We start from the raw sequence: 23,148 nt of genomic DNA, 5'->3' as shown, positions 1-23,148 counted from the left end.
CGCGGCTGTATGACCGTAAAATTGCCGGCATGTTCCTCATCACGGATGAAATCCGTTTTTTTGTTTCCCTGGAGATTCCCATGGCGCTTCAACGCTGCGACGTGGAAAAGATTGCCCATTTGGCCCGCCTGGGCCTGAATGAAAGCGATCTGCCACGCACCACTGATGCCCTGAACAGTATTCTGGGGCTGGTTGACCAGATGCAAGCCGTCGACACCACCGGCATCGAACCGCTCGCCCATCCGCTGGAGGCCAGCCAGCGCCTGCGCGCTGACGTAGTCACCGAAAGCAACCATCGCGATCAGTACCAGGCCATCGCTCCGGCGACCGAAAACGGCCTGTATCTGGTTCCGAAAGTCATCGAGTAAGGGAAAAGAGCCTGCCATGCATCAACTGACCCTGGCCGAGATCGCCCGCGGACTCGCCGACAAACGTTTTTCTTCCGAAGAGCTGACCCGCGTGCTGTTGGCGCGCATCCAGCAACTCGACCCACAACTTAACAGTTTCATCAGCATCACCGAAGAACTGGCTATCAGCCAGGCCCGTGCCGCCGACGCACGGCGTGCGGCGGGCGAGACCGGTGCCCTGCTCGGCGCTCCCATCGCCCACAAGGACCTGTTCTGCACCCAAGGCGTGCGGACCAGCTGCGGCTCGAAGATGCTCGACAACTTCAAGGCACCGTACGACGCCACCGTTGTCAGCAAGCTGGCCGAAGCCGGCACCGTCACGCTTGGCAAGACCAACATGGACGAGTTCGCCATGGGCTCGGCCAACGAATCAAGCTACTACGGCGCCGTCAAGAACCCGTGGAGCCTTGAGCACGTCCCAGGTGGCTCCTCCGGGGGTTCCGCTGCCGCAGTCGCCGCACGCCTGCTGCCAGCCGCTACAGGCACCGACACCGGCGGTTCGATCCGCCAGCCTGCCGCACTGACCAACCTGACCGGCCTCAAGCCAACCTATGGCCGCGTTTCGCGCTGGGGCATGATCGCCTATGCCTCGAGCCTCGACCAGGGCGGCCCGATGGCCCGCACGGCCGAAGACTGCGCACTGCTGCTGCAAGGCATGGCAGGCTTCGATGCCAAGGACTCCACCTGCATCGATGAGCCTGTGCCCGACTACAGCGCCACTCTGAATGCCTCCCTTGAAGGCCTGCGCATCGGCCTGCCGAAGGAGTACTTCGGCGCCGGCCTCGATCCACGCATTGCGGACCTGGTCCAGGCCAGCGTCAAGGAGCTGGAGAAGCTCGGCGCGGTCATCAAGGAAGTCAGCCTGCCGAACATGCAGCACGCCATTCCGGCCTACTACGTGATCGCACCTGCGGAAGCCTCTTCCAACCTGTCGCGTTTCGACGGCGTACGCTTCGGCTACCGCTGCGAGAACCCGAAGGACCTCACCGACCTGTACAAACGCTCGCGCGGCGAAGGCTTCGGTGCCGAAGTACAGCGCCGGATCATGGTCGGTGCCTACGCCCTGTCGGCTGGCTACTACGACGCCTATTATCTGCAGGCGCAAAAAATCCGCCGGCTGATCAAGAACGATTTCATGGCTGCCTTCAACGAAGTCGACGTGATTCTCGGCCCAACCACGCCAAACCCGGCCTGGAAGATTGGCGCCAAGAACAACGATCCGGTTGCGGCATACCTGGAAGACGTCTACACCATCACCGCCAACCTCGCGGGCCTGCCGGGCCTGTCGATGCCGGCCGGTTTCGTCGAAGGTCTGCCGGTTGGCGTGCAATTGCTCGCCCCGTATTTCCAGGAAGGCCGCCTGCTCAACGTCGCGCACCGCTATCAGCAAGTGACTGACTGGCACACCCGCGCACCTAACGGCTTCTGAGGGATATACACATGCAATGGGAAGTTGTTATCGGGCTGGAGATTCACACCCAGCTCGCCACCCAGTCGAAAATTTTCTCCGGTAGCGCCACCACCTTTGGCGCCGAGCCGAACACCCAGGCCAGCCTGATCGACCTGGGCATGCCCGGCGTACTGCCCGTGCTGAACCAGGAAGCCGTGCGCATGGCCTGCATGTTTGGCCTGGCGATCGATGCTGAAATCGGCAAGCAGAACGTGTTCGCCCGCAAGAACTACTTCTATCCTGACCTGCCCAAGGGTTACCAGATCAGCCAGATGGAGCTGCCGATCGTCGGCAAGGGCCACCTGGACATCGCCCTGGAAGACGGCACCGTCAAGCGCATCGGTATCACCCGCGCGCACCTGGAAGAAGACGCGGGCAAGAGCCTCCACGAAGACTTCAGTGGCGCCACCGGCATCGACCTGAACCGTGCGGGCACTCCGCTGCTGGAAATCGTCTCCGAACCGGAAATGCGCAGCGCCAAGGAAGCCGTAGCCTACGTCAAGGCAATCCATGCACTGGTACGCTACCTGGGCATCTGTGACGGCAACATGGCCGAAGGCTCGCTGCGCTGCGACTGCAACGTATCGATTCGGCCAAAAGGTCAGACCGAGTTCGGCACCCGCTGCGAGATCAAGAACGTCAACTCGTTCCGCTTCATCGAGCGCGCGATCAACAGCGAAGTACAGCGCCAGATCGAACTGATCGAAGACGGCGGCAAGGTCATTCAGGAAACCCGCCTGTACGACCCGAACAAAGACGAAACCCGCTCCATGCGCAGCAAGGAGGAAGCCAACGACTACCGTTACTTCCCCGACCCGGACCTGCTGCCGGTGGTCATCGAAGAAGCTTTCCTCGAAGCCACCCGCGCGACCCTGCCTGAGCTGCCACCGCAGAAACGCGAACGCTTCCAGAACCAGTTCGGCCTCTCCAGCTACGATGCCAACGTGCTGGCCTCCAGCCGTGAACAGGCGGATTACTTCGAGCAGGTGGTCCGTGTATGCGGCGACGCCAAACTGGCCGCCAACTGGGTCATGGTCGAGCTGGGCAGCCTGCTGAACAAGCTGGGCCTGGAAATCGAACAGTCGCCGGTCAGCGCCACACAACTGGGCGGCATGCTCTCGCGCATTATCGACAACACCATCAGCGGCAAGATCGCCAAGATGGTCTTCGAGGCGATGGCTGCAGGCGAAGGCGATGCCGACACCATTATCGAAGCCCGCGGCTTGAAGCAAGTCACCGACAGCGGGGCGATCGAGAAAGTGCTGGACGAAGTGCTGGCAGCCAATGCCGAGCAGGTCGAACAGTACCGCGCCGCTGACGAAGCCAAGCGCGGCAAGATGTTCGGCTTCTTCGTCGGCCAGGCAATGAAAGCCTCCAAAGGCAAGGCCAACCCGCAGCAAGTGAACCAATTGCTCAAGAGCAAGCTCGAAGGGTAATTGCATCGTCGGCAAGACTGGTTCCTGCAAGGCTCATCCCTTGCAGGCGCCAGCCTTGCCAGCGAAGCGCACACCTCGGAGTATCTGATTCATGTGGCGTCCGCTTAGTGCCCTGGCACTGTTCACCCTGATTGCCGGCTGTGCCAGCCACGACATCGACCCACGCGGTTACGATGAAAGTGGCATGGCCTCCTATTACGGCTCCCGCCACCATGGCAAGCGCACAGCCAGTGGCGAACCCTTCAATCAACGCGCCCTGACCGCCGCTCACCGCAGCCTGCCCTTCGGTACACAGGTTCGCGTCACCAACCTGAGTAACAATCGCAGCGTGGTGGTGCGTGTCAACGACCGGGGCCCGCACACACGGGGCCGACTGATCGATCTCTCCCGTGCTGCCGCCGAACAACTTGGCATGATCCGTAGCGGAACTGCGCGCGTACGGGTACAAGGTCTTAGCGATTGACCGTTGAGGGAGCACGACCATTTTTGACCTGGCCGCATTACCGACCTTGAGCCTGCTGCAACTGATCAGCGGCCTGCTGCTGTTGATCGCAGGTGCCGAGCTGCTGGTACGAGCCGCCCTGCGCATGGCCGCAAGCCTGCAGGTCAGGCCACTGATCATCGGCCTTAGCCTGGTAGCCTTCGGCAGCAGCGCACCGCAACTGACAGTCAGCATGCAAGCGGCCTACAGCGGCGCACCAGACGTCGCCGTCGGCAGTGTGATCGGCAGCAACATCTTCAATGTGCTGGTAACCCTTGGCCTGGCTGCACTGATTGTTCCCCTGCGGGTTTCCCGCCAGTTGGTAAGGCTGGACATCCCCCTGATGATCGGTGCCAGCCTGCTGGTCTATCTGCTAGCGCTCAATGAACAGATTGGCCGCCTGGAGGGCGCCCTGCTGCTCTGCGGGCTGGTCGCGTACCTGAGCCTGCTCTGGCATCAATCCCGGCACCAGGCGCGCACCTACCCGGCGCCTGGACCCAGACCGCAGCGCAGCGCAGGCTTCTGGCTCAACAGCCTGTTGCTGATGGCTACCGGCCTGGGCCTGCTCAGCCTGGCCGGGCATTGGCTGCTGGAAGCTTCGGTCGAGGTGGCTGTCGACCTGGGGCTATCCGAACGCATTATTGGGCTGACGGTAGTTGCCGTCTGCACTTCACTGCCGGAATTGGCCACCTCACTGATCGCCGCCCTGCGTGGCGAACGGGAAATTGCCGTGGGTAACGTCATTGGCAGCAACCTGTTCAACCTGCTGGCCGTGCTGGGCCTGACCAGCGTCCTGGCACCGACCCCCTTGTCGATTTCCCCGAATGCCCTGGACTTCGACTTGCCCGTGATGCTCGGCGTCGCAGCCCTGACCCTGCCAGTGTTCTACTCCGGCTACCGGGTCACTCGCGCCGAAGGTCTGGTATTTCTCTGCCTGTACCTGGCTTATGGTCTGCACGTGGTGGCCTTCACCACCGGCATGCCGCTGGCGACAAAGCTTGAGCGATTGATGCTGTTCTATGTCCTGCCGGTGCTTGCGCTGACGTTGCTGTACACCAGCCTGCAAGCCTGGCGCCGTCAACACTAAGGAGAACACGATGGGTGACAGCGAGAAACGCGGCGAACAGGTCCGCCGCCAAGTGATGGGCGACGCCTTCGTCGATCGCGCACTGGGTAACGCTACCGATTTCACCGCACCGTTGCAGGCGTTCGTCAACGAGCACGCCTGGGGCAGCGTCTGGAGTCGCGAGGGCCTGCCGCTGAAAACGCGCAGCCTGATCACCCTGGCCGCGCTGACCGCATTGAAGTGCCCGCAGGAACTCAAGGGCCACGTGCGCGGCGCCTTGAACAACGGCTGTACAGTCGAAGAGATTCGCGAGGCGTTGCTGCATTGTGCGGTCTATGCCGGCGTTCCGGCAGCGATCGACGCATTCCGTGCGGCCCAGGAAGTGATCGACAGCTACCAGCAGGGCTGATCAATCACTCCCCTTCCCTAGAGGACCTCAGTTGGCGACGGCGGTAGCCTTCTGGTTGCGTTTTTTCAGCCAGAAGGCCAACCGCAACAGTACCAACCACACCGGAATCAGCATCACTGAAATATTGATGCCCGGGGTCAAGTACATCACCACCAGAATCAGGGCCAGGAAGGCCAGGCAAATGTAGTTGGTCAATGGGTAGCCCCAACTTTTGTAGAAAGTGGTTTCCCCGGCAGCCTGCTTGGCCCGGCGAAACTTCAAGTGGGTAATACTGATAATGCCCCAATTGATCACCAGTGACGACACCACCAGCGCCATCAGCAGCTCAAAGGCCTTGGCCGGCATCACATAGTTGATCAGCACACACAAGCCCGTGGCCACGGCCGACACGCCCAACGCAGCCAATGGCACACCCCGCGCGTTGACCTTGAGCAAGCGTCTCGGTGCATCACCCTGTGTTGCCAGGCCAAACAGCATGCGACTGTTGCAGTACACACAACTGTTGTACACCGACAGCGCAGCCGTCAGCACTACCAGGTTGAGTATGGTGGCCACAACGTTGCTGTCCAGCGCATGGAAAATCATCACGAAGGGGCTACCGCCCTGCACCACCTTCTGCCATGGGTAGAGCGACAGCAACACTGCCAGCGCACCGATGTAGAACAGCAAGATGCGGTAGATCACCTGATTGGTCGCTCGCGGGATGCTGTAGCGTGGGTTGTCAGCTTCAGCAGCGGTAATACCGACCAACTCCAGGCCACCAAACGAAAACATGATCACCGCCATGGCCATCAACAATCCGGTCAGGCCATTGGGAAAGAAGCCGCCGTACTGCCACAGATTGGCCACACTGGCATCCGGGCCACCGTTACCACTGAACAACAGCCAGCCACCGAAGGCGATCATGCTGACAATGGCCACGACCTTGATCAAGGCGAACCAGAACTCCATCTCGCCATAGACCTTGACCTGGCTGAGGTTGATCAAATTGATCAGCACGAAGAACACGGCTGCCGAGGCCCAGGTCGGAAAGCCTGGCCACCAGTACTGGATGTAGATCCCCACGGCGGTCAGCTCGGCCATGCCCACCAGCACATAGAGCACCCAATAGTTCCAGCCAGACATGAATCCGGCGAACTCGCTCCAGTAACGATGGGCAAAGTGGCTGAACGTTCCGGATACCGGTTCCTCGACCACCATCTCGCCCAACTGGCGCATGATGAAAAAGGCGATCAGCCCGGCAATCGCATACCCCAGCAGGATCGATGGTCCCGCCAGTTGAATGGTCTGGGCAATGCCGAGAAACAGGCCAGTACCAATGGCACCTCCCAAGGCGATCAACTGGATATGGCGATTCTTCAGCCCACGGTGCAAGCGTTCGGACGTGATCTCGTCTTGCATGGAATGTCCTCGGACAGGTCAGGCAACGTTTGAATTATTTTGTGACAGGATCTAGATCCAGCCACCCCACTGCAAGAGGAAGATGCCGATATTTGTCGTCAGCGCCGCCGCCACGGTAGTGATCACGATAATCGATGCTGCCAACTCGTGGTTACCGTTGACCGCACGGGCCATGACATAGCTGGCGGCAGCCGTCGGGCTACCGAAGTACAGGAAGAGGATGCCCAGCTCGGCCCCCCGGAACCCCCAGAACCACGCACCGACAGTCCCGATCATCGGCAACCAGACCATTTTCAACAGGCTGGAACTGATAGCCAGCTTGCCGCTGTTACGCAGCGAGGCCAGTGACAGGGTGCCACCGATGCAAATCAACGCTAACGGCAGCGTCATCTGCGCCACATAGTCACTGGATGTCAGTAACCAGTTCGGCAATGGCACCTGTCCATACGCCATTGGGGTGGCCAACAGCACGCTGATAATCAGCGGGTTGCGCAAAATGCTCTTGAAAATGCTCCACGGGTCAGACTTGGTGCTGGGGCTGTAGACCGCCAGAACTACCGCCGCCAGCGAGTTGTAAAGCAAGATCACCAGGCCCGCCAGCACTGCACCGAGCGAGATGCCATAGTCACCGTACATACTCGCCGCCAACGCCAGGCCAATGACCCCGTTGTTGCCACGAAACGCACCCTGGGTATAGATACCACGGTCTGCACGCGGGCAACGCCACAGGGCATAGGCCCAGGCCAGGGCAAAACCGCCCAGCGTCGCAATCACAAAGTACAGCAACAGGCCAGGCTTGACCGCGGCGCTCAGGTCCGCGTGATAGATACCCAGGAACAACAACGCCGGCATACAGACGTTGAACACCAGCGACGAAGCCGTATGGATGAAACCGTCGTTGATGGCATTAATGCACTTGAGCAGCACCCCCATGAACAACATCGCAAAAACAGGCGCCGTGATGTTCAGCGTCTGGAAAAAGAGGGCGAGCATGCAGGCGGTTCCGTTGGCAGGCTGTCGTTAGGGGGCTAATGATACGCCAGCGCAGGGAGGATGTAGCCGCCGGCACTGCAGACATTTGTGCCATTTTGCACGCCTGCCCCTCCCCGGAGAACCCAAACGCCTCAGCGACGAACCGGGCGTTTTTGCAGCTTGCGCTGCAAGGTACGACGGTGCATGCCCAGTGCCCGGGCGGTCGCAGAAATATTGCCCTCATGCTCGGTGAGCACCCGCTGAATGTGTTCCCACTGCAAGCGGTCGACCGACATCGGGTTTTCCGGCACCAGGCTGTCCAGGTCTGCATGCTCGGACAACAGTGCAGCCAGCACATCATCAGCGTCGGCGGGTTTGCACAGGTAATTGCACGCCCCGCGCTTGATGGCCTCAACCGCGGTGGCAATGCTCGAGTAGCCGGTCAGGATGACCACGCGCATTTCCGGGTCGAGCTCGAGCAGCTTGGGCAACAGCACCAGGCCCGAGTCGCCTTCCATCTTCAGGTCCAGCGTCGCGTAGTGAGGAATGTCCTGCTGCGCCAGCACCAGCCCTTCTTCGGCCGAACCGGCGATGCTCACACGAAAACCGCGACGGCTCATGGCCCGCGCCATCACACGGGTAAAGGTGGCATCGTCATCCACCAGCAACAGGTGCGGCAGTTCTTCGCCTTCGACCTGGGTTTCATCACTCATTGTTGATCTCCTCGCGCATCACGCGGCAGGCGTAGCTCGGTCAGCGTACCGCCTTCCTCATGACTATAGAGTTTTACCGAGCCGCCAGCACGCGTGACGCTGGCCTTGCTCAGAAACAGGCCCAGGCCGAAGCCCTTGCCCTTGGTGGTAAAAAAGGGTTTCCCGATCGACTCGGCGATGGCGACCGGCACACCGGGGCCATGGTCACGGATGTTGATCACGATGTCCTGGGCGTCCCAGTCCAGATGAATTTCAAGCCCGTCCGGGCACGCATCGGCTGCATTGTTGAGCAGATTCAGCAGCGCCTGGGTCAGATCCGGAGGTGGCGCCAGACGCGGTATGCTGCCTTGGCCAAGCCGCTGGAAGCGGTAGCTGGCCTCTGGGCGCATCAAGTGCCACCGGTTCAACGCCTCATCGAGCCAGAACGTGACATCCTGATCTTCGACGGCCATGCGCCGATTGGCTTCAGCGGCGCGCACCAACTGCTGCAAGGTTTCCTTGCACAGTTTGACCTGATCCTGCAGCACTTGCAGGTCTTCCTGCAGTAGCGGGTCGGAATGGTCCTGACGCATTTCCTTGATCAATACACTCATCGTCGCCAGTGGCGTTCCCAGCTCATGGGCGGCACCCGCCGCTTGCGTGGCGACAGCCAGCAACTGCTCGTCGCGCAAGCCTTCCTCACGACGCTGGGCGCGCAACTGCTCCTGACGGCGCAGCTCCTCGGCCATCTTCGCGGCGAAAAAGGTAATCACCGCTGCAGCCAGTGCGATGCTCAGCCACATGCCGTATATCTGCATTTTTTCCCGCGCAACCGGAAAGGTTTCCAGCGGATAGAACTGCACCAGCAACAAGCTGTAAGCGATAAGCGCAATGCCCGACAGAATCAGTGAATAGACCCACGGCAACGTCACGGCAGCGATGGCCAACGGTACCAGGTAGTAAGAGACAAAGGGGTTGGTCGACCCCCCGGAGTAATACAACAGGGCACTGTGGATGAGTAGGTCACAGGCCAGTTGAAAGGCATACTCCAGCTCGGTGACCGGCAAGGAAAGGCGCAAGCGCAAGGCCGTGAATGCACAGAGCAACATCGACAGGCCCAGGGTGATGACCAGCGATAACCAGGGTAGTGGCAGCAGATCAGTCCAATAGGCAACGGCCACGGAACCGGCCTGCGCGGCCAATACCAGGATGCGGATGAACGTCAGGCGCCAGAGGTTCTGACGGGTAGCAGAGAGTATTTGTACGGGGGCGAGCATGAGCTCTCCTGATGAGTGCTCCAGGTGAATCGTCGCGAGTATACCGAAGGTAGGGCCTGGTCTGCAGCGATGCGGCAACACACCACAGTTTTTTAACGCCCGATCCTGGCATTTTTGAACCCCACTACACTGCCAAGGGTCTTAAGGGTCTGCGTGAAAATGGATGACCATCGACCACGCCTTTTTCAAGGAGCTCCACATGTATACACCTCGTCGCAGTACAGCAGCGCTATTGACCGTCGGTCTGTTGACCAGCCTCCCGGCGCTGGCTGAAGAACCTCGCTACAACCAAGTGTCGCTACGCGCAGAAGTCAGCAAGGAAGTGGCTCGCGACCTGATGAGCGTAACCTTGTACAGCGAATCGCAGAATGCCGATCCGGGCAAACTCGCAGCCGAAATGACCCGCACCATGAACAAGGCCCTGGAGCAGGCACGCGCGGTCAAGGACATCAAGATCAGCCAGGGCAGCCGCAACAGCTACCCCATTTACGATGTCAAAGGCCAGAAAATCACCGGCTGGCGTGAGCGCGCCGAACTGCGCCTGGAAAGCACCGACTTCCCGGCGCTTTCGAAGCTGACAGGCGAACTGCTGCAAGACCTGAAAATGGCCGGCATGGATTTCGCCATCGCTCCAGCCACCCGCAAAGCCAGTGAAGATGCGCTGCTCAAGGATGCCGTCAACGCCTTCAAGAGCCGCGCCCAACTGGCGACCGAAGCGCTGGGCGGCAAGGGCTACAAAGTACTCAACCTGAACCTTAATAGCAGTGGCTATCCACAGCCCTATGCCCGTGGCCCGGTCATGATGATGAAGGCAAGCATGGATGCCGAAGTTGCGCCGAGCCCGCAAGTCGAAGCCGGCACCAGCCAGGTCAGCATGAATGCTGACGGCACAATCGAAGTGCAAATGCCCTGATATCAACACGCAGCGTGGCCATGCGCACTCGCCACGCTGCGCTTGCGGTTGATTGCTCCGGATCCCTACGGGCATTACAGGCTGGCAATTCACCGCCGTACTTACACGAAATCATCGTAAATTCACATAAACATTCTCGATTAATCGTTAAACCACAAAAATAGTTATAAAAACGCGACACACATGTACGATCGTTCCACAATTTCCCCCTGCACCGTACGCTGAATATTGCATTGGCAATGTGGCCTGCTTAAGTATCCGGCAGGCCGGCTCACAAGGCCGCCCTCAGATCAAAAATGACAACAATGAGGCCACCATGCTTAAACATGCAGTCATTCCGTTTCTTCTAGGCGCAGGCCTGCTCTCCAACGCCCCGCTCAGCCACGCTGCGAGCAACCTGGTATTTTGCTCCGAAGGCAGCCCGGCAGGCTTTGACCCCGGCCAGTACACCACCGGAACCGACTTCGATGCCTCAGCCGAGACAGTCTTCAATCGCCTGACACAATTCGAGCATGGCGGTACTGCGGTTGTTCCAGGCCTGGCCACCCGCTGGGATGTCTCCGAAGACGGCCTGAGCTACACCTTCCACCTGCGTGAGGGCGTGAAGTTTCATACCACCGATTACTTCAAACCCAGCCGGACGTTCAACGCCGACGACGTGCTGTTTACCTTTGAGCGCATGCTCGACCCCAACATGCCGTTCCGTAAGGCTTACCCCACCGAGTTCCCCTACTTCACCGACATGGGGATGGACAAGAACATCAGCAAGCTCGAGAAACTCGACGACCACACGGTGAAGTTCACACTCAAGACCGTAGACGCTGCGTTCATCCAGAACCTGGCCATGAGCTTCGCCTCGATTCAGTCAGCCGAGTACGCCGACAAACTGCTCAAGGAAGGTAAACCCGCCGATATCAACCAGAAGCCGATCGGCACCGGCCCCTTCGTGTTCAGCAAGTACCAGAAAGACGCCCAGATCCGCTTCAAGGGCAACAAGGACTACTGGAAGCCCGAGGACGTGAAGCTGGACAACCTGATCTTTGCCATTACCACCGACGCCTCGGTGCGCATGCAGAAACTGAAGAAAAACGAATGCCAGGTCACCCTGTTCCCGCGCCCGGCGGACATTGAATCACTGAAAAGCGACCCGAACCTGCAAATGCCCGATCAACCCGGCTTCAATCTGGGTTACATCGCCTATAACGTGATGGACAAGATCAAGGGCAGCAATGAGCCCAACCCGATGGCTCAACTGAAGGTACGCCAGGCCCTGGACATGGCTGTGAACAAGCAGCAGATCATCGACTCGGTCTATCAGGGCGCCGGCCAGGAGGCAGCCAACGCCATGCCTCCAACCCAGTGGTCGTACGACGACACGATCAAGAGCACCCCTTATGACCCGGAAAAAGCCAAGGCCTTGCTCAAGGAAGCCGGCATCAAGGAAGGCACCGAAATCACCCTGTGGGCCATGCCGGTTCAACGTCCCTACAACCCCAACGCCAAACTGATGGCCGAGATGCTGCAATCGGACTGGGCCAAAATCGGCATCAAGGCCAAGATCGTCACCTACGAGTGGGGCGAGTACATGAAGCGCGCCAAGTCAGGTGAGAACGGCGCCATGCTGATCGGCTGGAGCGGCGACAACGGTGACCCGGACAACTGGCTGGGCACGCTTTACGGCTGCGATGCGATAAACGGCAACAACTTTTCCAAATGGTGCAACGCCGAGTACGACGCGCTGATCAAAGACGCCAAGGCCACCACTGACCAAGCCAAACGTACCGCGCTGTACAAGCAAGCACAGCACATCCTCAAGGACCAGGTACCGATTACCCCTATCGCGCACTCAACGGTTTACCAACCCATGCGTAAAACCGTGCAAGGCTTCAAGATCAGCCCGTTCGCCTTGAATGCCTTCTACGGAGTTGGCATCAGCCAGTAGGCAGGGAGTGCCCCGGCCAATGCCAGGTGGCGTGCCGGGGCCAGCCTGTGGCAAATACCCCCTATTTTTTCTGGCTCTTCGTCAAGACGAAGCCTACTCATCAATCAGAAACATCCTACTTACCCCCTCCGCTTTCTTACCTTCCTGAATGCCCCCCGCGCCCCTAACGTCGATGGTGCATCTGGCCAGGCGTGAGCTCATGGCCGACTGCATGCAATCGACCTGTTCAACAAGAAGAAAGGAAAGGGACCGCCATGCGATACAACCCCGTATTTGCTACCTTGCTCGGCCTTGGCCTGCTGACCCAGCCCCCCCTGGCACTGGCTACTCAGGTTCAAGCCAAGGGCACCCTGGTATTCTGCTCGGAAGGCAGCCCGGCAGGTTTCGACACCGCCCAGTACACCAGCGCCACTGACAACGACGCGGCCGAGCCGATCTACAACCGTCTGGTGGAATTCGAACGCGGCAGTACCGCTGTCAAACCCGCGCTGGCGACCCACTGGGAGGTATCCAAAGACGGTTTGCGCTACACCTTCTACCTGCGTGAAGGCGTCACGTTCCACAGCAACAAGGCCTTCACTCCCAGCCGCACATTCAACGCCGACGACGTGCTGTTCACCTTCCAGCGCATGCTCGACAAAGCCCATCCGTTTCGCCAGGCCTACCCTACCGAGTTTCCCTACTTCGTGAGCATGAGCCTGGACCAGAACATCGCCAAGGTGGAAAAGCTCGACTCACATACCGTCACGTTCACCCTCAACAGCGTCGATGCCGCGTTCATCCAGAATATGGCCATGAGCTTTGCATCGATCCTCTCCGCCGAGTATGCCAACCAGTTACTCAGCAGCGGGCGACCGAGCGATATCAACCAGCAGCCCATTGGTACCGGTCCCTTTGTCTTCCAGCGTTACCAAAAGGATTCGCAGATCCGCTACCGGGCCAACAAGGCCTATTGGGACCCCAGCCAGGTCAAGGTCGAACGCCTGATTTTCTCGATCAACGTCGATCCTTCGGTACGTGTCCAGAAACTGCGCAAGAACGAATGCCAGGTCACCCTGAACCCGCGCCCGGCCGACCTCGACGCACTCAAGCAGGACCTGAAACTGCAGGTCATCGAAAAGCCGGGGTTCAACCTTGGCTATATCGCCTACAACGTCCGTCATGCGCCCTTCGATCAACTCCAGGTACGTCAGGCGATGGACATGGCGGTGAACAAGCCCGCCATCGTCAATGCGGTCTACCAACAGGCCGGGCTGCCTGCGGCCGGCAGCATGCCGCCGACCCAATGGTCGTATGACGAGACCATTCAGGACGCCGGGTACAACCCACAAAAAGCTCGCGAACTGCTCAAGGCAGCGGGCGTCAAGGAAGGAACCGAAATCACCCTGTGGGCCATGCCCGTGCAACGCCCCTACAACCCCAACGCCAAGTTGATGGCCGAGATGCTGCAGGCCGACTGGGGCAAGGTCGGTTTCAAGGTCCGGATTGTCAGCTACGAGTGGGGGGAATACCTCAAACGCACCAAGGACGGTGAACACGACATCTCGTTGATCGGCTGGACGGGCGACAACGGCGACCCGGACAACTGGCTGGGCACGCTGTACAGCTGCGACGCGATTGGCAGCAACAACTACTCGATGTGGTGCGATCCAGAGTATGACGCGCTGGTGAAAAAGGCCAAGACCATCACCGACCGCGAACAGCGTACCGCCCTGTACAAACAGGCCCAGCAGCGCCTGAAGCAACAGGTCCCCATCACGCCAATCGCCCACTCGACCGTCAATCAGCCGCTCAGTGCCAAGGTCGAGGGTTTCAAGGTCAGCCCGTTCGGTCGCAACAACTTCTCAGGTGTCAGCGTGGATTGACCGCCGGGCTCATACCGCCCTGTCCCACCGCAGTAACCGCCCGGCTCACGAGGCTGGGCGGTCAATAAAAAGAGAAGAAAGGGAGTTTTATCTTGAGACGAACCAAAAGCGCAGTACTGGCCTTATCCCTCAGTAGCCTGTCCACACTGGCCCTGGCAGAACCCGTCAGCCAGGCATTCGTCCCGGTAACGGTCAAGTCCACTCAGGATCAGAACGAAGCCAAAGGCTTCATCGAAGGGCAGCACCTGTCCGGCTCGACCCGCAACTGGTACGCCCACGAACGCGCCACCCGTGCGCCCCTGTGGAAGTATTACAAACGCGACGGTAGTCGCCATGACACCCATAGCCGCAACAACTGGGTACAGGGAAACATCCTCAACTACACCTCAGGCTTCACCGAAGGTACCGTCGGCTTCAGCACTGAAGTCGCCGCGTACAACGCCATTGCACTTGAGCAAGGTCGCGCTGCCGTCGCCGGGCCAAACAACCGCACCCTGACCCACAGTGACGGAGAGGTCGTTGGCCAATGGAGCAAGATGGGCCTGGCCAACCTCAAGGCGCGAGTATCCAACACCACCCTCACGGCAGGCCGCCAGTCCATCGACACCCCGGTGATTGCCTACATTGGCAACCGTGCACTGCCCTCCAGCTTCCAGGGGGTCAGCCTGCACAGTGCAGAGTTCGATAACCTCTCGTTCGACGCCGGCACGTTCGACCGCGTCTCGACCCGAACCGAGCAGGGCCAGAGCAAGTTCCGCTCGGAATATGGCGACAGCAACCAGTACACCGACCGCGTCAGCATGGCCGGCGTCAACTATCAGCCGCTCAAGAGCGTGAACACCAGCCTCTACCTGTCCAAGGTCGAAGACCTTTGGAACCAGTACTACTTCGGTGCCACGCACGAACTGGGAGACAGCGCACTGCTGAGCCTGAGCACCGGGCTGAACTACTACAAGACCCGGGATGAAGGTAAACGCAAGCTGGGGGAGATCGACAATGACACCTACAGCCTGTCGCTCGGCCTGACCCATCAGGCGCATAGACTCAGCGTTTCCTACCAGCAGGTAAACGGCAACGAGTACTTCGACTACCTCCATGACACCAACGCCATCTTCCTGGCCAACTCCCTGCTCTCGGACTTCAACGGCCCGAATGAAAAATCCCTGCAGGTCGCCTACACCCTGAACATGGCCGGGTATGGTATTCCGGGGCTGAAGTTTAATATCTATAACGCCCGCGGCTGGGGGATCGACGGCACCCACTACACGAGCAGCGGCTACGACGTGCGTGGCCTTGAGGGTGAAAACCACTACGAGTATGGCATTGGCAGCACTTATACCGTGCAGAGCGGCTCGCTCAAAGACGCCACGGTACGCGCCACCTACACCGCCCACCGTGCCAGCAAGGCCCAGGCCGACGGCAGCCTGGACGAGCTCCGGGTCGTCACCACCATTCCATTCAACATCCTTTAGGGGACATGGCCACGGGAGATTAGACGAATCGCCCGTGGCAACTAACCTGCTTTAATTGATCGCTGGGAGCTTTCATGAAACTGCGACCCCTTCAGGCTGCCCTGGCAGCCCTATTGTTGAGCACTGCAACCAGTGTGGCGGCCAAGCCGCTGGTGGTGTGCACCGAAGCCAGCCCGGAAGGCTTCGACATCGTTCAGTACACCACCGCAGTGACAGCCGATGCCGCCGCCGAAACGGTGTTCAACCGACTGGTAGACTTCAAGCCGGGCACCACCGATATCGAACCGGCCCTGGCCGAGCGCTGGGAAATCAGCCCGGACGGGCTGACCTACACGTTCCACTTGCGGCAAGGCGTGAAGTTCCACACCACCGAGTACTTCACCCCCAGCCGCGAGATGAATGCTGACGATGTGCTCTGGAGCTTTCAGCGCCAACTCGACCCCTCGCATCCCTGGCATGACAAGGCCAGTGTCGGCTTCCCCTACTTTGAAAGCATGGGGTTCAAGGACTTGCTCAAACGCGTCGAGAAAGTCGACGAGCACACCGTCAGTTTCACCCTGACTCGCCCGGAAGCACCGTTTCTGCGTGACCTGGCCATGGCCTTCACCTCGATCTATTCAGCCGAATATGCCAACCAGCTGCTGGCAGCCAACAAGACTGGCAGCCTCAACAGCCAACCGATTGGCACCGGCCCGTTCATTTTCCAGCGCTACAAAAAAGATGCCCAGATACGTTTCAAGGCCAACCCCGAGTATTTCCGCGGCAAGCCGCCCAGCGACACCCTGGTGCTGACCATTGCCACTGACAACAATGTGCGCCTGCAGAAACTCAAAGCCAACGAATGCCAGATCGCGCTGTATCCCAAGCCCGATGACATTCCCAGTATCCGCAAAGACCCGAACCTGAAAGTCGACGAACTGGAGGCCCTGACCACCGGCTACATCGCGCTGAACACCGAGCACAAGTACCTTGATGACGTGCGAGTGCGCAAAGCGATCAACCTGGCGTTCGACAAACAAGCCCATGTAGACCAACTGTTTGGCAAAGGCAACGCGCTACTCGGCATCAACCCCTACCCACCGACACTGATTGGCTTCAACACCGCCAACCACAACCCGCCCCGCGACCTGGATAAAGCCCGCGCCCTGCTCAAGGAAGCCGGTGTACCGGAAGGCACAGTGTTGACCCTGTACACCCGCAATGGTGGCGGCCCGACCAACCCCAACCCGCGATTGAGCGCAGAAATGCTCCAGGCCGACCTGGCCAGGATTGGCCTGAAGGTCGATATCCGCGTGATGGAATGGGCGGAAATGCTCAAGCGCGCGAAGAAAGGGGAACCTGACATGGTCTCTACCGGCTGGGCCGGTGACAATGGCGACCCGGACAACTTCCTTAGCCCGCTGTTGAGCTGCGACGCCGTAAAAAGTGGTGAGAACTACGCACGCTGGTGCAACCCGGTCTTCCAGGCACTGATCACGAAAGCCCGCGAAACCATCGACACTGGCGAGCGCGCAGCACTCTATGAGAAAGCCCTGGCGGTGTACGATGAAGACCAACCGTGGATCAGCATCGCACATCCGAAGATGTTTACCGCCATGCGCAAGAACGTCGAGGGCTTCCACATCAGCCCGCTGACCACCAACAACTTCGCTACCACCCTGGTGAAGTAGAACAACAACGCCCGCCCGCGCCTTATCCGGGCGTTGGCGGGTACGCCTAACCGGCTGATGAGGTACACCAGAAGATGTTTAGTTTTATTGCCCGACGACTGGGACTGTTGATCCCGACCTTCTTCGGCATCACCTTACTGACGTTCGCGCTCATACGATTGATACCCGGTGATCCGGTTGAAGTGATGATGGGCGAGCGTCGGGTCGACCCTGAGATGCACGCACAAGCCATGGAACGGCTGGGGCTGAACAAACCGTTACCGGTGCAGTACCTGGACTACATTACCAAGCTCGCCCAAGGTGATCTGGGCGAATCATTGCGCACCCGCGAAAGCGTCTGGAAAGAGTTTCTCACCCTGTTCCCGGCCACCCTGGAACTGGCGCTTGCCGCCCTGCTGTTTGCCGGTGTATTCGGCCTGTTGGCCGGGGTGATTGCCGCCCTCAAGCGCGGCTCGCTGCTTGACCACGGCGTCATGGGCATCTCGCTGACCGGTTACTCCATGCCGATCTTCTGGTGGGGCCTGATCCTGATCATGTTCTTCTCGGTGAGCCTTGGCTGGACGCCGGTTTCCGAGCGCATCAGCTCGCTCTACGACATTGAGCCCATCACCGGTTTCATGCTCATCGACACCCTGTTCAGCGAAGAAGAAGGGGCCTTCAAGGACGCCCTGATGCACCTGATTCTGCCGGCCATCGTCCTGGGCACCATTCCACTGGCAGTGATTGCACGCATGACCCGCTCCTCGATGCTCGAAGTACTGCGCGAGGATTACATTCGCACCGCCCGCGCCAAAGGCCTGTCACCTGGCCGCGTGGTCTTCGTGCATGGTCTGCGTAACGCATTGATTCCGGTTCTGACCGTGTTCGGCCTGCAGGTCGGTACCCTGCTAGGCGGCGCTGTGCTGACCGAAACCATCTTTTCCTGGCCGGGCATCGGCAAATGGCTGATCGAAGCCATCGGCGCCCGTGACTACCCCGTTGTACAGAATGGCATCCTGCTGATCGCCTGCCTGGTGATCCTGGTGAACTTCGTCGTGGACATCCTCTACGGCCTGGTCAACCCACGCATTCGCCACCAGCGCTGAGGCCACGACAATGACTGACCCCATCACAAAATCCGCTTCTGCCATGCCGCCCAGCGCTGTTGACCAGAGCCTGCTCTACCCATCGCCTTACAGCGAATTCTGGCAGGCATTCGCCCGCAACAAAGGTGCCTTCGCCGGCCTGCTGTTCATGTGCCTGATCGTCTTCTGTGCCCTCTTCGCACCCTGGGTCGCGCCCCATACGCCGAGTGAACAGTACCGGGACTTCCTGTTGACCCCACCCGTCTGGCTCGAGGGCGGCACCTGGCAATTCATCCTCGGCACCGACGAACTCGGCCGCGACCTGCTCTCACGACTGATCCATGGCTCGCGCCTGTCGTTACTGATTGGCCTGTCTTCCGTGGTCATGTCGCTGATCCCCGGGGTCCTCCTGGGACTGCTGGCCGGGTTCTTCCCACGCCTGCTCGGCCCGTCGATCATGCGCCTGATGGACGTCATGCTGGCCCTGCCTTCGCTGCTGCTGGCGGTGGCCATTGTCGCGATCCTCGGCCCTGGCCTGATCAACACCGTGATCGCCATCGCCATCGTTTCGTTACCGTCTTACGTACGCCTGACCCGCGCAGCGGTAATGGGAGAGCTGAACCGTGACTACGTGACGGCTGCACGCCTGGCCGGCGCCAGCCTGCCACGCTTGATGTTCATCACCGTGCTGCCCAACTGCATGGCACCACTGATCGTCCAGGCAACCCTGAGCTTCTCCTCGGCCATCCTCGATGCAGCAGCCCTGGGCTTCCTTGGCCTGGGCGTCCAACCGCCAACCCCGGAGTGGGGCACGATGCTGGCTTCGGCCCGTGACTATATCGAACGCGCCTGGTGGGTCGTGAGCCTGCCCGGCCTGACCATTTTGCTCAGCGTGCTGGCAATCAACCTGATGGGCGACGGGCTGCGTGATGCGCTAGACCCGAAACTCAAGAATGCCGCCTGAGGAGACGCCCATGTCACTGTTGCAGATCAACAATCTCAATGTGCGCTTTGGCGACGCCAAGGCAGTACCGGTGGTCGACGGCCTCGACCTTAGCGTGGAAAAAGGTGAGGTACTGGCCATCGTCGGCGAGTCTGGCTCGGGGAAATCCGTGACCATGATGGCGCTGATGGGCCTGATTGACGCCCCCGGCATCGTCACCGCCGACAGCATGACCTTCGATGGCAGCGACATGCTGAAGCTCAGCGCCCGACAGCGGCGCAACGTTGTCGGCAAGGATCTGGCGATGGTCTTCCAGGACCCGATGACCGCGCTCAACCCTAGCTACACCGTCGGTTTTCAGATCGAGGAAGTGCTGCGCCAGCACCTCGGCCTGCGCGGCAAGGCGGCCCGCCTGCGGGCGCTGGAGCTGCTCAAGAAAGTCGAAATCCCGGCGGCTGAAAGCCGACTGGACGCCTACCCGCACCAACTTTCGGGCGGCATGAGCCAACGCGTAGCCATTGCCATGGCGATTGCGGGCGAGCCCAAATTGCTGATCGCAGACGAGCCAACCACCGCACTGGACGTGACCATCCAGGCGCAGATCATGGAACTGCTGCTCAACCTGCAACAAGAGCGGGACATGGCCCTGATTCTGATTACCCATGACCTCGCCGTGGTGGCTGAAACAGCCAGGCGTGTGTGCGTGATGTACGCAGGCCAGGCCGTTGAAATTGGCCAGGTACCGGAACTGTTCGAGGTGCCCGCGCACCCTTACAGCGAAGCACTGCTGGCGGCGATTCCCGAGCACAGCGAAGGCGCCGCACGCCTGGCAACCTTGCCGGGTATCGTTCCGGGGCGCTATGACCGCCCACAGGGTTGCCTGCTTTCGCCGCGCTGCCCCTACGTTCAGGACAACTGCCGCCAGCAACGCCCAAGCCTGGACAGACAGGCCCACAGCCTGGTCCGTTGTTTCTACCCGCTGAACCAGGAGGTGGCGTAATGAGCGTCGTTCTTACCGCCCGTGAGCTTACCCGCCATTACGAAGTCTCCCGGGGCCTGTTCAAGGGCCACGCGCTGGTCCGTGCACTGAATGGGGTCTCATTCGAACTGGAAGCCGGCAAGACCCTGGCAGTAGTGGGTGAGTCCGGGTGCGGCAAGTCAACCCTGGCCCGCGCCCTGACCCTCATTGAAGAGCCCTCTTCCGGCTCCCTGAAAATTGCCGGGCAAGAGGTCACAGGGGCCAACAAGGCGCAGCGCAAGCAACTGCGCAAAGATGTGCAAATGGTTTTCCAGAGCCCTTATGCCTCGTTGAACCCCCGACAGAAAATCGGTGACCAGCTCGCCGAACCCTTGCTGATCAACACCAACCTCTCGAAGGCCGAACGGCGTGAGAAAGTCCAGGCGATGATGCAGCAGGTCGGCCTTCGCCCTGAACACTATCAGCGCTACCCGCATATGTTTTCCGGTGGGCAGCGCCAGCGTATCGCCCTCGCCCGGGCCATGATGCTGCAACCCAAGGTGCTGGTGGCCGATGAGCCAACCTCGGCCCTGGACGTGTCGATCCAGGCACAAGTGTTAAACCTGTTCATGGACCTGCAGCAAGAGTTCAACACCGCATACGTGTTCATCTCCCACAACCTGGCAGTCGTGCGGCACGTGGCTGATCAGGTGCTGGTGATGTACCTCGGCCGTCCGGCAGAAATGGGCCCGAAAGAGGACATCTACAACAAGCCATTGCACCCTTACACCCAGGCGTTGTTGTCAGCGACCCCAACCTTGCATCCAGACCCACTCAAACCAAAGATCAAGATCGCCGGCGAACTGCCCAACCCGCTCAACCCGCCCTCTGGATGCGCATTTCACAAACGCTGCCCACATGCCACCGAGCGTTGCGCACGGGAGGTACCGGCATTTCGCCAGGTAGAAACGCGGCAAGTCGCCTGTCACTACGCCGAGCAATTCCTCTAGCAGAGAAAGAGCGTCGCCGGCACTACCCGCTCAGGTTGGCAGGCTTGCCTGCACAACCTAGTACGTGGCGCCTGCATCACTGGCAAACCGTTCCCACAACGGCGTAGGGCAGGCGGGGCTTAGTGGTGCTCACGCGTGGCGCGGAATTTCACATCCGGCCAGCGCTCTTCCATCAGGGCCAGGTTGACCCGGGTCGGGGCCAGGTAGGTCAGGTGACCACCACCGTCGATGGCCAGGTTTTCCATGGCCTTGACCTTGAATTCCTCAAGCTTCTTCTTGTCGTCGCACTGGATCCAGCGGGCCGACCACACTGTGATCGGCTCGTAGGCGCATTCAACCTTGTACTCTTCCTTCAAGCGACTGGCGACCACATCGAACTGCAGCACACCTACAGCGCCGAGGATGATGTCGTTGCTACGCTCCGGGAAGAACACCTGGGTAGCGCCCTCTTCAGCCAATTGCTGCAGGCCCTGACGCAGTTGCTTGGACTTGAGCGGGTCTTTCAGGCGTACACGGCGGAACAATTCAGGGGCGAAGTGAGGAATGCCAGTGAAGCCCAGGTTCTCGCCTTCGGTGAAGGTGTCACCAATCTGGATGGTGCCGTGGTTATGCAAACCGATGATGTCACCTGCCCAGGCCTCTTCCAGTTGCTCACGCTCGGACGAGAAGAAGGTCAGAGCATCGCCGATACGCAGGTCTTTGCCGGTGCGCACATGACGCATCTTCATGCCCTTCTCGTAACGCCCCGAACAGATACGCATGAAAGCGATACGGTCGCGGTGTTTCGGGTCCATGTTCGCCTGGATCTTGAAGACGAAGCCGCTGAACTTCTCTTCGGTCGGCTCCACTGTGCGCTCGTTGGCAACACGTGGCAGTGGGCGTGGTGCCCAGTCGACCACAGCATCAAGCACATGGTCGACACCGAAGTTACCCAGTGCGGTACCGAAGAACACCGGCGTCAACTCACCGTTCATGAACTCGTCCTGGTCGAACTCATGGCAAGCGCCCTGAACCAGCTCCAGTTGCTCGATGAAACGCTCGTACTCATCGCCCAGATGTGCGCGGGCTTCGTCCGAGTCGAGTTTCTCGATGATCTTCACCTCGGTACGCTCATGGCCGTGGCCCGGGGTGTAAACGATGATGTAGTCACCGGACAGGTGGTAAACACCCTTGAAGTCCTTGTAGCAGCCGATTGGCCAGGTAATCGGCGCGGCCTTGATCTTCAGGACCGCCTCGATCTCGTCGAGCAACTCGATCGGGTCACGAATATCGCGGTCGAGTTTGTTGATGAAGCTGACGATAGGGGTGTCGCGCAGGCGGCAGACATCCATCAGGGCAATGGTACGTGGCTCGACACCTTTACCGCCGTCGAGGACCATCAGTGCCGAGTCCACAGCCGTCAGTGTGCGGTAGGTATCTTCGGAGAAGTCTTCGTGGCCCGGGGTGTCGAGCAGGTTGATCATGTGATCGCGGTACGGGAACTGCATCACCGAGGTGGTGATGGAGATGCCGCGCTGCTTCTCCATTTCCATCCAGTCGGAGGTGGCATGGCGATCGGACTTTCGCGATTTCACCGTACCGGCGACGGCAATCGCCTTGCCCATCAGCAGGAGCTTCTCGGTGATGGTGGTTTTACCCGCATCGGGGTGGGAAATAATGGCGAAAGTGCGACGCTTCGCGACTTCGGCGGCCTGGTTGGTCATGGGAAATCGCCTGACTG

The 23,148-nt window shown here is 59.8% G+C and carries 20 protein-coding genes; 15 read left to right on the top strand and 5 right to left on the bottom strand.

The features are described 5' to 3' along the window. The first annotated feature begins 80 nt into the window (after window positions 1-80). The 6 genes from gatC to IE038_RS14815 all read left to right on the top strand — a co-directional run bounded on the left by gatC (window position 81) and on the right by IE038_RS14815 (window position 5,249). Complete coding sequence (gene gatC, locus IE038_RS14840) at window positions 81-368, top strand: Asp-tRNA(Asn)/Glu-tRNA(Gln) amidotransferase subunit GatC (RefSeq protein WP_065759404.1); 288 nt, start codon at window positions 81-83, stop codon at window positions 366-368. A gap of 16 nt (window positions 369-384) precedes the next feature. Next, window positions 385-1,836, top strand: a complete 1,452-nt coding sequence (gene gatA, locus IE038_RS14835) for an Asp-tRNA(Asn)/Glu-tRNA(Gln) amidotransferase subunit GatA (protein ID WP_163934082.1) — start codon at window positions 385-387, stop codon at window positions 1,834-1,836. 11 nt (window positions 1,837-1,847) lie between these two features. Further along, on the top strand, window positions 1,848-3,293 hold the full coding sequence (gatB, locus tag IE038_RS14830; RefSeq protein ID WP_163934078.1) for an Asp-tRNA(Asn)/Glu-tRNA(Gln) amidotransferase subunit GatB: 1,446 nt from the start codon (window positions 1,848-1,850) through the stop codon (window positions 3,291-3,293). A 91-nt stretch (window positions 3,294-3,384) separates the two neighbouring features. Next, entirely contained in the window at window positions 3,385-3,756 is a 372-nt protein-coding gene (locus tag IE038_RS14825) for a septal ring lytic transglycosylase RlpA family protein (RefSeq protein WP_163934075.1), read from the top strand. Between the two features lie 52 nt (window positions 3,757-3,808). Further along, window positions 3,809-4,861 (top strand): calcium/sodium antiporter, encoded by a 1,053-nt coding sequence (locus IE038_RS14820; RefSeq protein ID WP_498052848.1) that lies wholly within the window; start codon window positions 3,809-3,811, stop codon window positions 4,859-4,861. A gap of 10 nt (window positions 4,862-4,871) precedes the next feature. After that, window positions 4,872-5,249, top strand: a complete 378-nt coding sequence (locus IE038_RS14815) for a carboxymuconolactone decarboxylase family protein (protein WP_065759386.1) — start codon at window positions 4,872-4,874, stop codon at window positions 5,247-5,249. A 27-nt stretch (window positions 5,250-5,276) separates the two neighbouring features. Here the strand turns inward: IE038_RS14815 and IE038_RS14810 are convergent, their stop codons facing one another. The 4 genes from IE038_RS14810 to IE038_RS14795 form a co-directional block, all read right to left on the bottom strand. Next, window positions 5,277-6,650: an amino acid permease gene (locus IE038_RS14810; protein WP_163934072.1), complete on the bottom strand. Its 1,374-nt coding sequence runs from the start codon at window positions 6,648-6,650 to the stop codon at window positions 5,277-5,279. Between the two features lie 51 nt (window positions 6,651-6,701). Then, entirely contained in the window at window positions 6,702-7,643 is a 942-nt protein-coding gene (locus IE038_RS14805; protein WP_163934069.1) for an AEC family transporter, read from the bottom strand. Between the two features lie 131 nt (window positions 7,644-7,774). Next, on the bottom strand, window positions 7,775-8,335 hold the full coding sequence (locus IE038_RS14800; protein ID WP_163934067.1) for a response regulator transcription factor: 561 nt from the start codon (window positions 8,333-8,335) through the stop codon (window positions 7,775-7,777). Continuing rightward, window positions 8,332-9,591: an ATP-binding protein gene (locus IE038_RS14795; RefSeq protein ID WP_189395847.1), complete on the bottom strand. Its 1,260-nt coding sequence runs from the start codon at window positions 9,589-9,591 to the stop codon at window positions 8,332-8,334. The genes IE038_RS14800 and IE038_RS14795 overlap by 4 nt, the downstream gene beginning before the upstream one ends. A 199-nt stretch (window positions 9,592-9,790) precedes the next feature. Between IE038_RS14795 and IE038_RS14790 the strand changes: the two genes are divergently transcribed. The 9 genes from IE038_RS14790 (at window position 9,791) to IE038_RS14750 (ending at window position 21,428) form a co-directional block, all read left to right on the top strand. Then, the gene (locus IE038_RS14790) at window positions 9,791-10,504 is read left to right on the top strand and encodes an SIMPL domain-containing protein (RefSeq protein ID WP_163934064.1); all 714 of its coding nucleotides are present in this window, start codon (window positions 9,791-9,793) and stop codon (window positions 10,502-10,504) included. A 316-nt stretch (window positions 10,505-10,820) separates the two neighbouring features. Further along, window positions 10,821-12,446 (top strand): ABC transporter substrate-binding protein, encoded by a 1,626-nt coding sequence (locus IE038_RS14785; protein WP_189395846.1) that lies wholly within the window; start codon window positions 10,821-10,823, stop codon window positions 12,444-12,446. Window positions 12,447-12,700: 254 nt separating this feature from the next. Further along, on the top strand, window positions 12,701-14,311 hold the full coding sequence (locus IE038_RS14780; protein WP_189395845.1) for an ABC transporter substrate-binding protein: 1,611 nt from the start codon (window positions 12,701-12,703) through the stop codon (window positions 14,309-14,311). 92 nt (window positions 14,312-14,403) lie between these two features. Next, the gene (locus IE038_RS14775; protein WP_163934061.1) at window positions 14,404-15,783 is read left to right on the top strand and encodes an OprD family porin; all 1,380 of its coding nucleotides are present in this window, start codon (window positions 14,404-14,406) and stop codon (window positions 15,781-15,783) included. 74 nt (window positions 15,784-15,857) lie between these two features. Further along, on the top strand, window positions 15,858-17,453 hold the full coding sequence (locus IE038_RS14770) for an ABC transporter substrate-binding protein (protein WP_163934058.1): 1,596 nt from the start codon (window positions 15,858-15,860) through the stop codon (window positions 17,451-17,453). A 74-nt stretch (window positions 17,454-17,527) separates the two neighbouring features. Next, on the top strand, window positions 17,528-18,538 hold the full coding sequence (locus tag IE038_RS14765) for an ABC transporter permease subunit (RefSeq protein ID WP_189395844.1): 1,011 nt from the start codon (window positions 17,528-17,530) through the stop codon (window positions 18,536-18,538). A 10-nt stretch (window positions 18,539-18,548) separates the two neighbouring features. Further along, window positions 18,549-19,481: an ABC transporter permease subunit gene (locus IE038_RS14760; protein WP_163934055.1), complete on the top strand. Its 933-nt coding sequence runs from the start codon at window positions 18,549-18,551 to the stop codon at window positions 19,479-19,481. 10 nt (window positions 19,482-19,491) lie between these two features. Further along, window positions 19,492-20,460: an ABC transporter ATP-binding protein gene (locus IE038_RS14755; RefSeq protein WP_163934052.1), complete on the top strand. Its 969-nt coding sequence runs from the start codon at window positions 19,492-19,494 to the stop codon at window positions 20,458-20,460. Beyond that, on the top strand, window positions 20,460-21,428 hold the full coding sequence (locus tag IE038_RS14750; protein WP_163934049.1) for a peptide ABC transporter ATP-binding protein: 969 nt from the start codon (window positions 20,460-20,462) through the stop codon (window positions 21,426-21,428). The genes IE038_RS14755 and IE038_RS14750 overlap by 1 nt, the downstream gene beginning before the upstream one ends. 119 nt (window positions 21,429-21,547) lie before the next feature. On the opposite strand, the gene IE038_RS14745 is transcribed toward IE038_RS14750, so the two are convergent. Beyond that, window positions 21,548-23,131, bottom strand: a complete 1,584-nt coding sequence (locus IE038_RS14745) for a peptide chain release factor 3 (RefSeq protein WP_163934046.1) — start codon at window positions 23,129-23,131, stop codon at window positions 21,548-21,550. Between the last annotated feature and the right edge of the window lie 17 nt (window positions 23,132-23,148).

This window comes from Pseudomonas laurentiana (assembly GCF_014648275.1).
GTDB lineage: Bacteria > Pseudomonadota > Gammaproteobacteria > Pseudomonadales > Pseudomonadaceae > Aquipseudomonas > Aquipseudomonas laurentiana.
Note: the sequence above shows the minus strand (reverse complement) of the source record. Positions and strands in the feature narration are given on the sequence as shown.

Excerpts from the sequence above, each read along its gene's own strand:
- gatC (WP_065759404.1), top strand. The coding sequence starts at position 81 with ATGGCGCTTCAACGCTGCGACGTGGAAAAGATTGCCCATTTGGCCCGC.
- gatA (WP_163934082.1), top strand. The coding sequence starts at position 385 with ATGCATCAACTGACCCTGGCCGAGATCGCCCGCGGACTCGCCGACAAA.
- gatB (WP_163934078.1), top strand. The coding sequence starts at position 1,848 with ATGCAATGGGAAGTTGTTATCGGGCTGGAGATTCACACCCAGCTCGCC.
- IE038_RS14825 (WP_163934075.1), top strand. The coding sequence starts at position 3,385 with ATGTGGCGTCCGCTTAGTGCCCTGGCACTGTTCACCCTGATTGCCGGC.
- IE038_RS14815 (WP_065759386.1), top strand. The coding sequence starts at position 4,872 with ATGGGTGACAGCGAGAAACGCGGCGAACAGGTCCGCCGCCAAGTGATG.
- IE038_RS14810 (WP_163934072.1), bottom strand. The coding sequence starts at position 6,650 with ATGCAAGACGAGATCACGTCCGAACGCTTGCACCGTGGGCTGAAGAAT.
- IE038_RS14805 (WP_163934069.1), bottom strand. The coding sequence starts at position 7,643 with ATGCTCGCCCTCTTTTTCCAGACGCTGAACATCACGGCGCCTGTTTTT.
- IE038_RS14800 (WP_163934067.1), bottom strand. The coding sequence starts at position 8,335 with ATGAGTGATGAAACCCAGGTCGAAGGCGAAGAACTGCCGCACCTGTTG.
- IE038_RS14795 (WP_189395847.1), bottom strand. The coding sequence starts at position 9,591 with ATGCTCGCCCCCGTACAAATACTCTCTGCTACCCGTCAGAACCTCTGG.
- IE038_RS14790 (WP_163934064.1), top strand. The coding sequence starts at position 9,791 with ATGTATACACCTCGTCGCAGTACAGCAGCGCTATTGACCGTCGGTCTG.
- IE038_RS14785 (WP_189395846.1), top strand. The coding sequence starts at position 10,821 with ATGCTTAAACATGCAGTCATTCCGTTTCTTCTAGGCGCAGGCCTGCTC.
- IE038_RS14780 (WP_189395845.1), top strand. The coding sequence starts at position 12,701 with ATGCGATACAACCCCGTATTTGCTACCTTGCTCGGCCTTGGCCTGCTG.
- IE038_RS14770 (WP_163934058.1), top strand. The coding sequence starts at position 15,858 with ATGAAACTGCGACCCCTTCAGGCTGCCCTGGCAGCCCTATTGTTGAGC.
- IE038_RS14765 (WP_189395844.1), top strand. The coding sequence starts at position 17,528 with ATGTTTAGTTTTATTGCCCGACGACTGGGACTGTTGATCCCGACCTTC.
- IE038_RS14760 (WP_163934055.1), top strand. The coding sequence starts at position 18,549 with ATGACTGACCCCATCACAAAATCCGCTTCTGCCATGCCGCCCAGCGCT.
- IE038_RS14755 (WP_163934052.1), top strand. The coding sequence starts at position 19,492 with ATGTCACTGTTGCAGATCAACAATCTCAATGTGCGCTTTGGCGACGCC.
- IE038_RS14750 (WP_163934049.1), top strand. The coding sequence starts at position 20,460 with ATGAGCGTCGTTCTTACCGCCCGTGAGCTTACCCGCCATTACGAAGTC.
- IE038_RS14745 (WP_163934046.1), bottom strand. The coding sequence starts at position 23,131 with ATGACCAACCAGGCCGCCGAAGTCGCGAAGCGTCGCACTTTCGCCATT.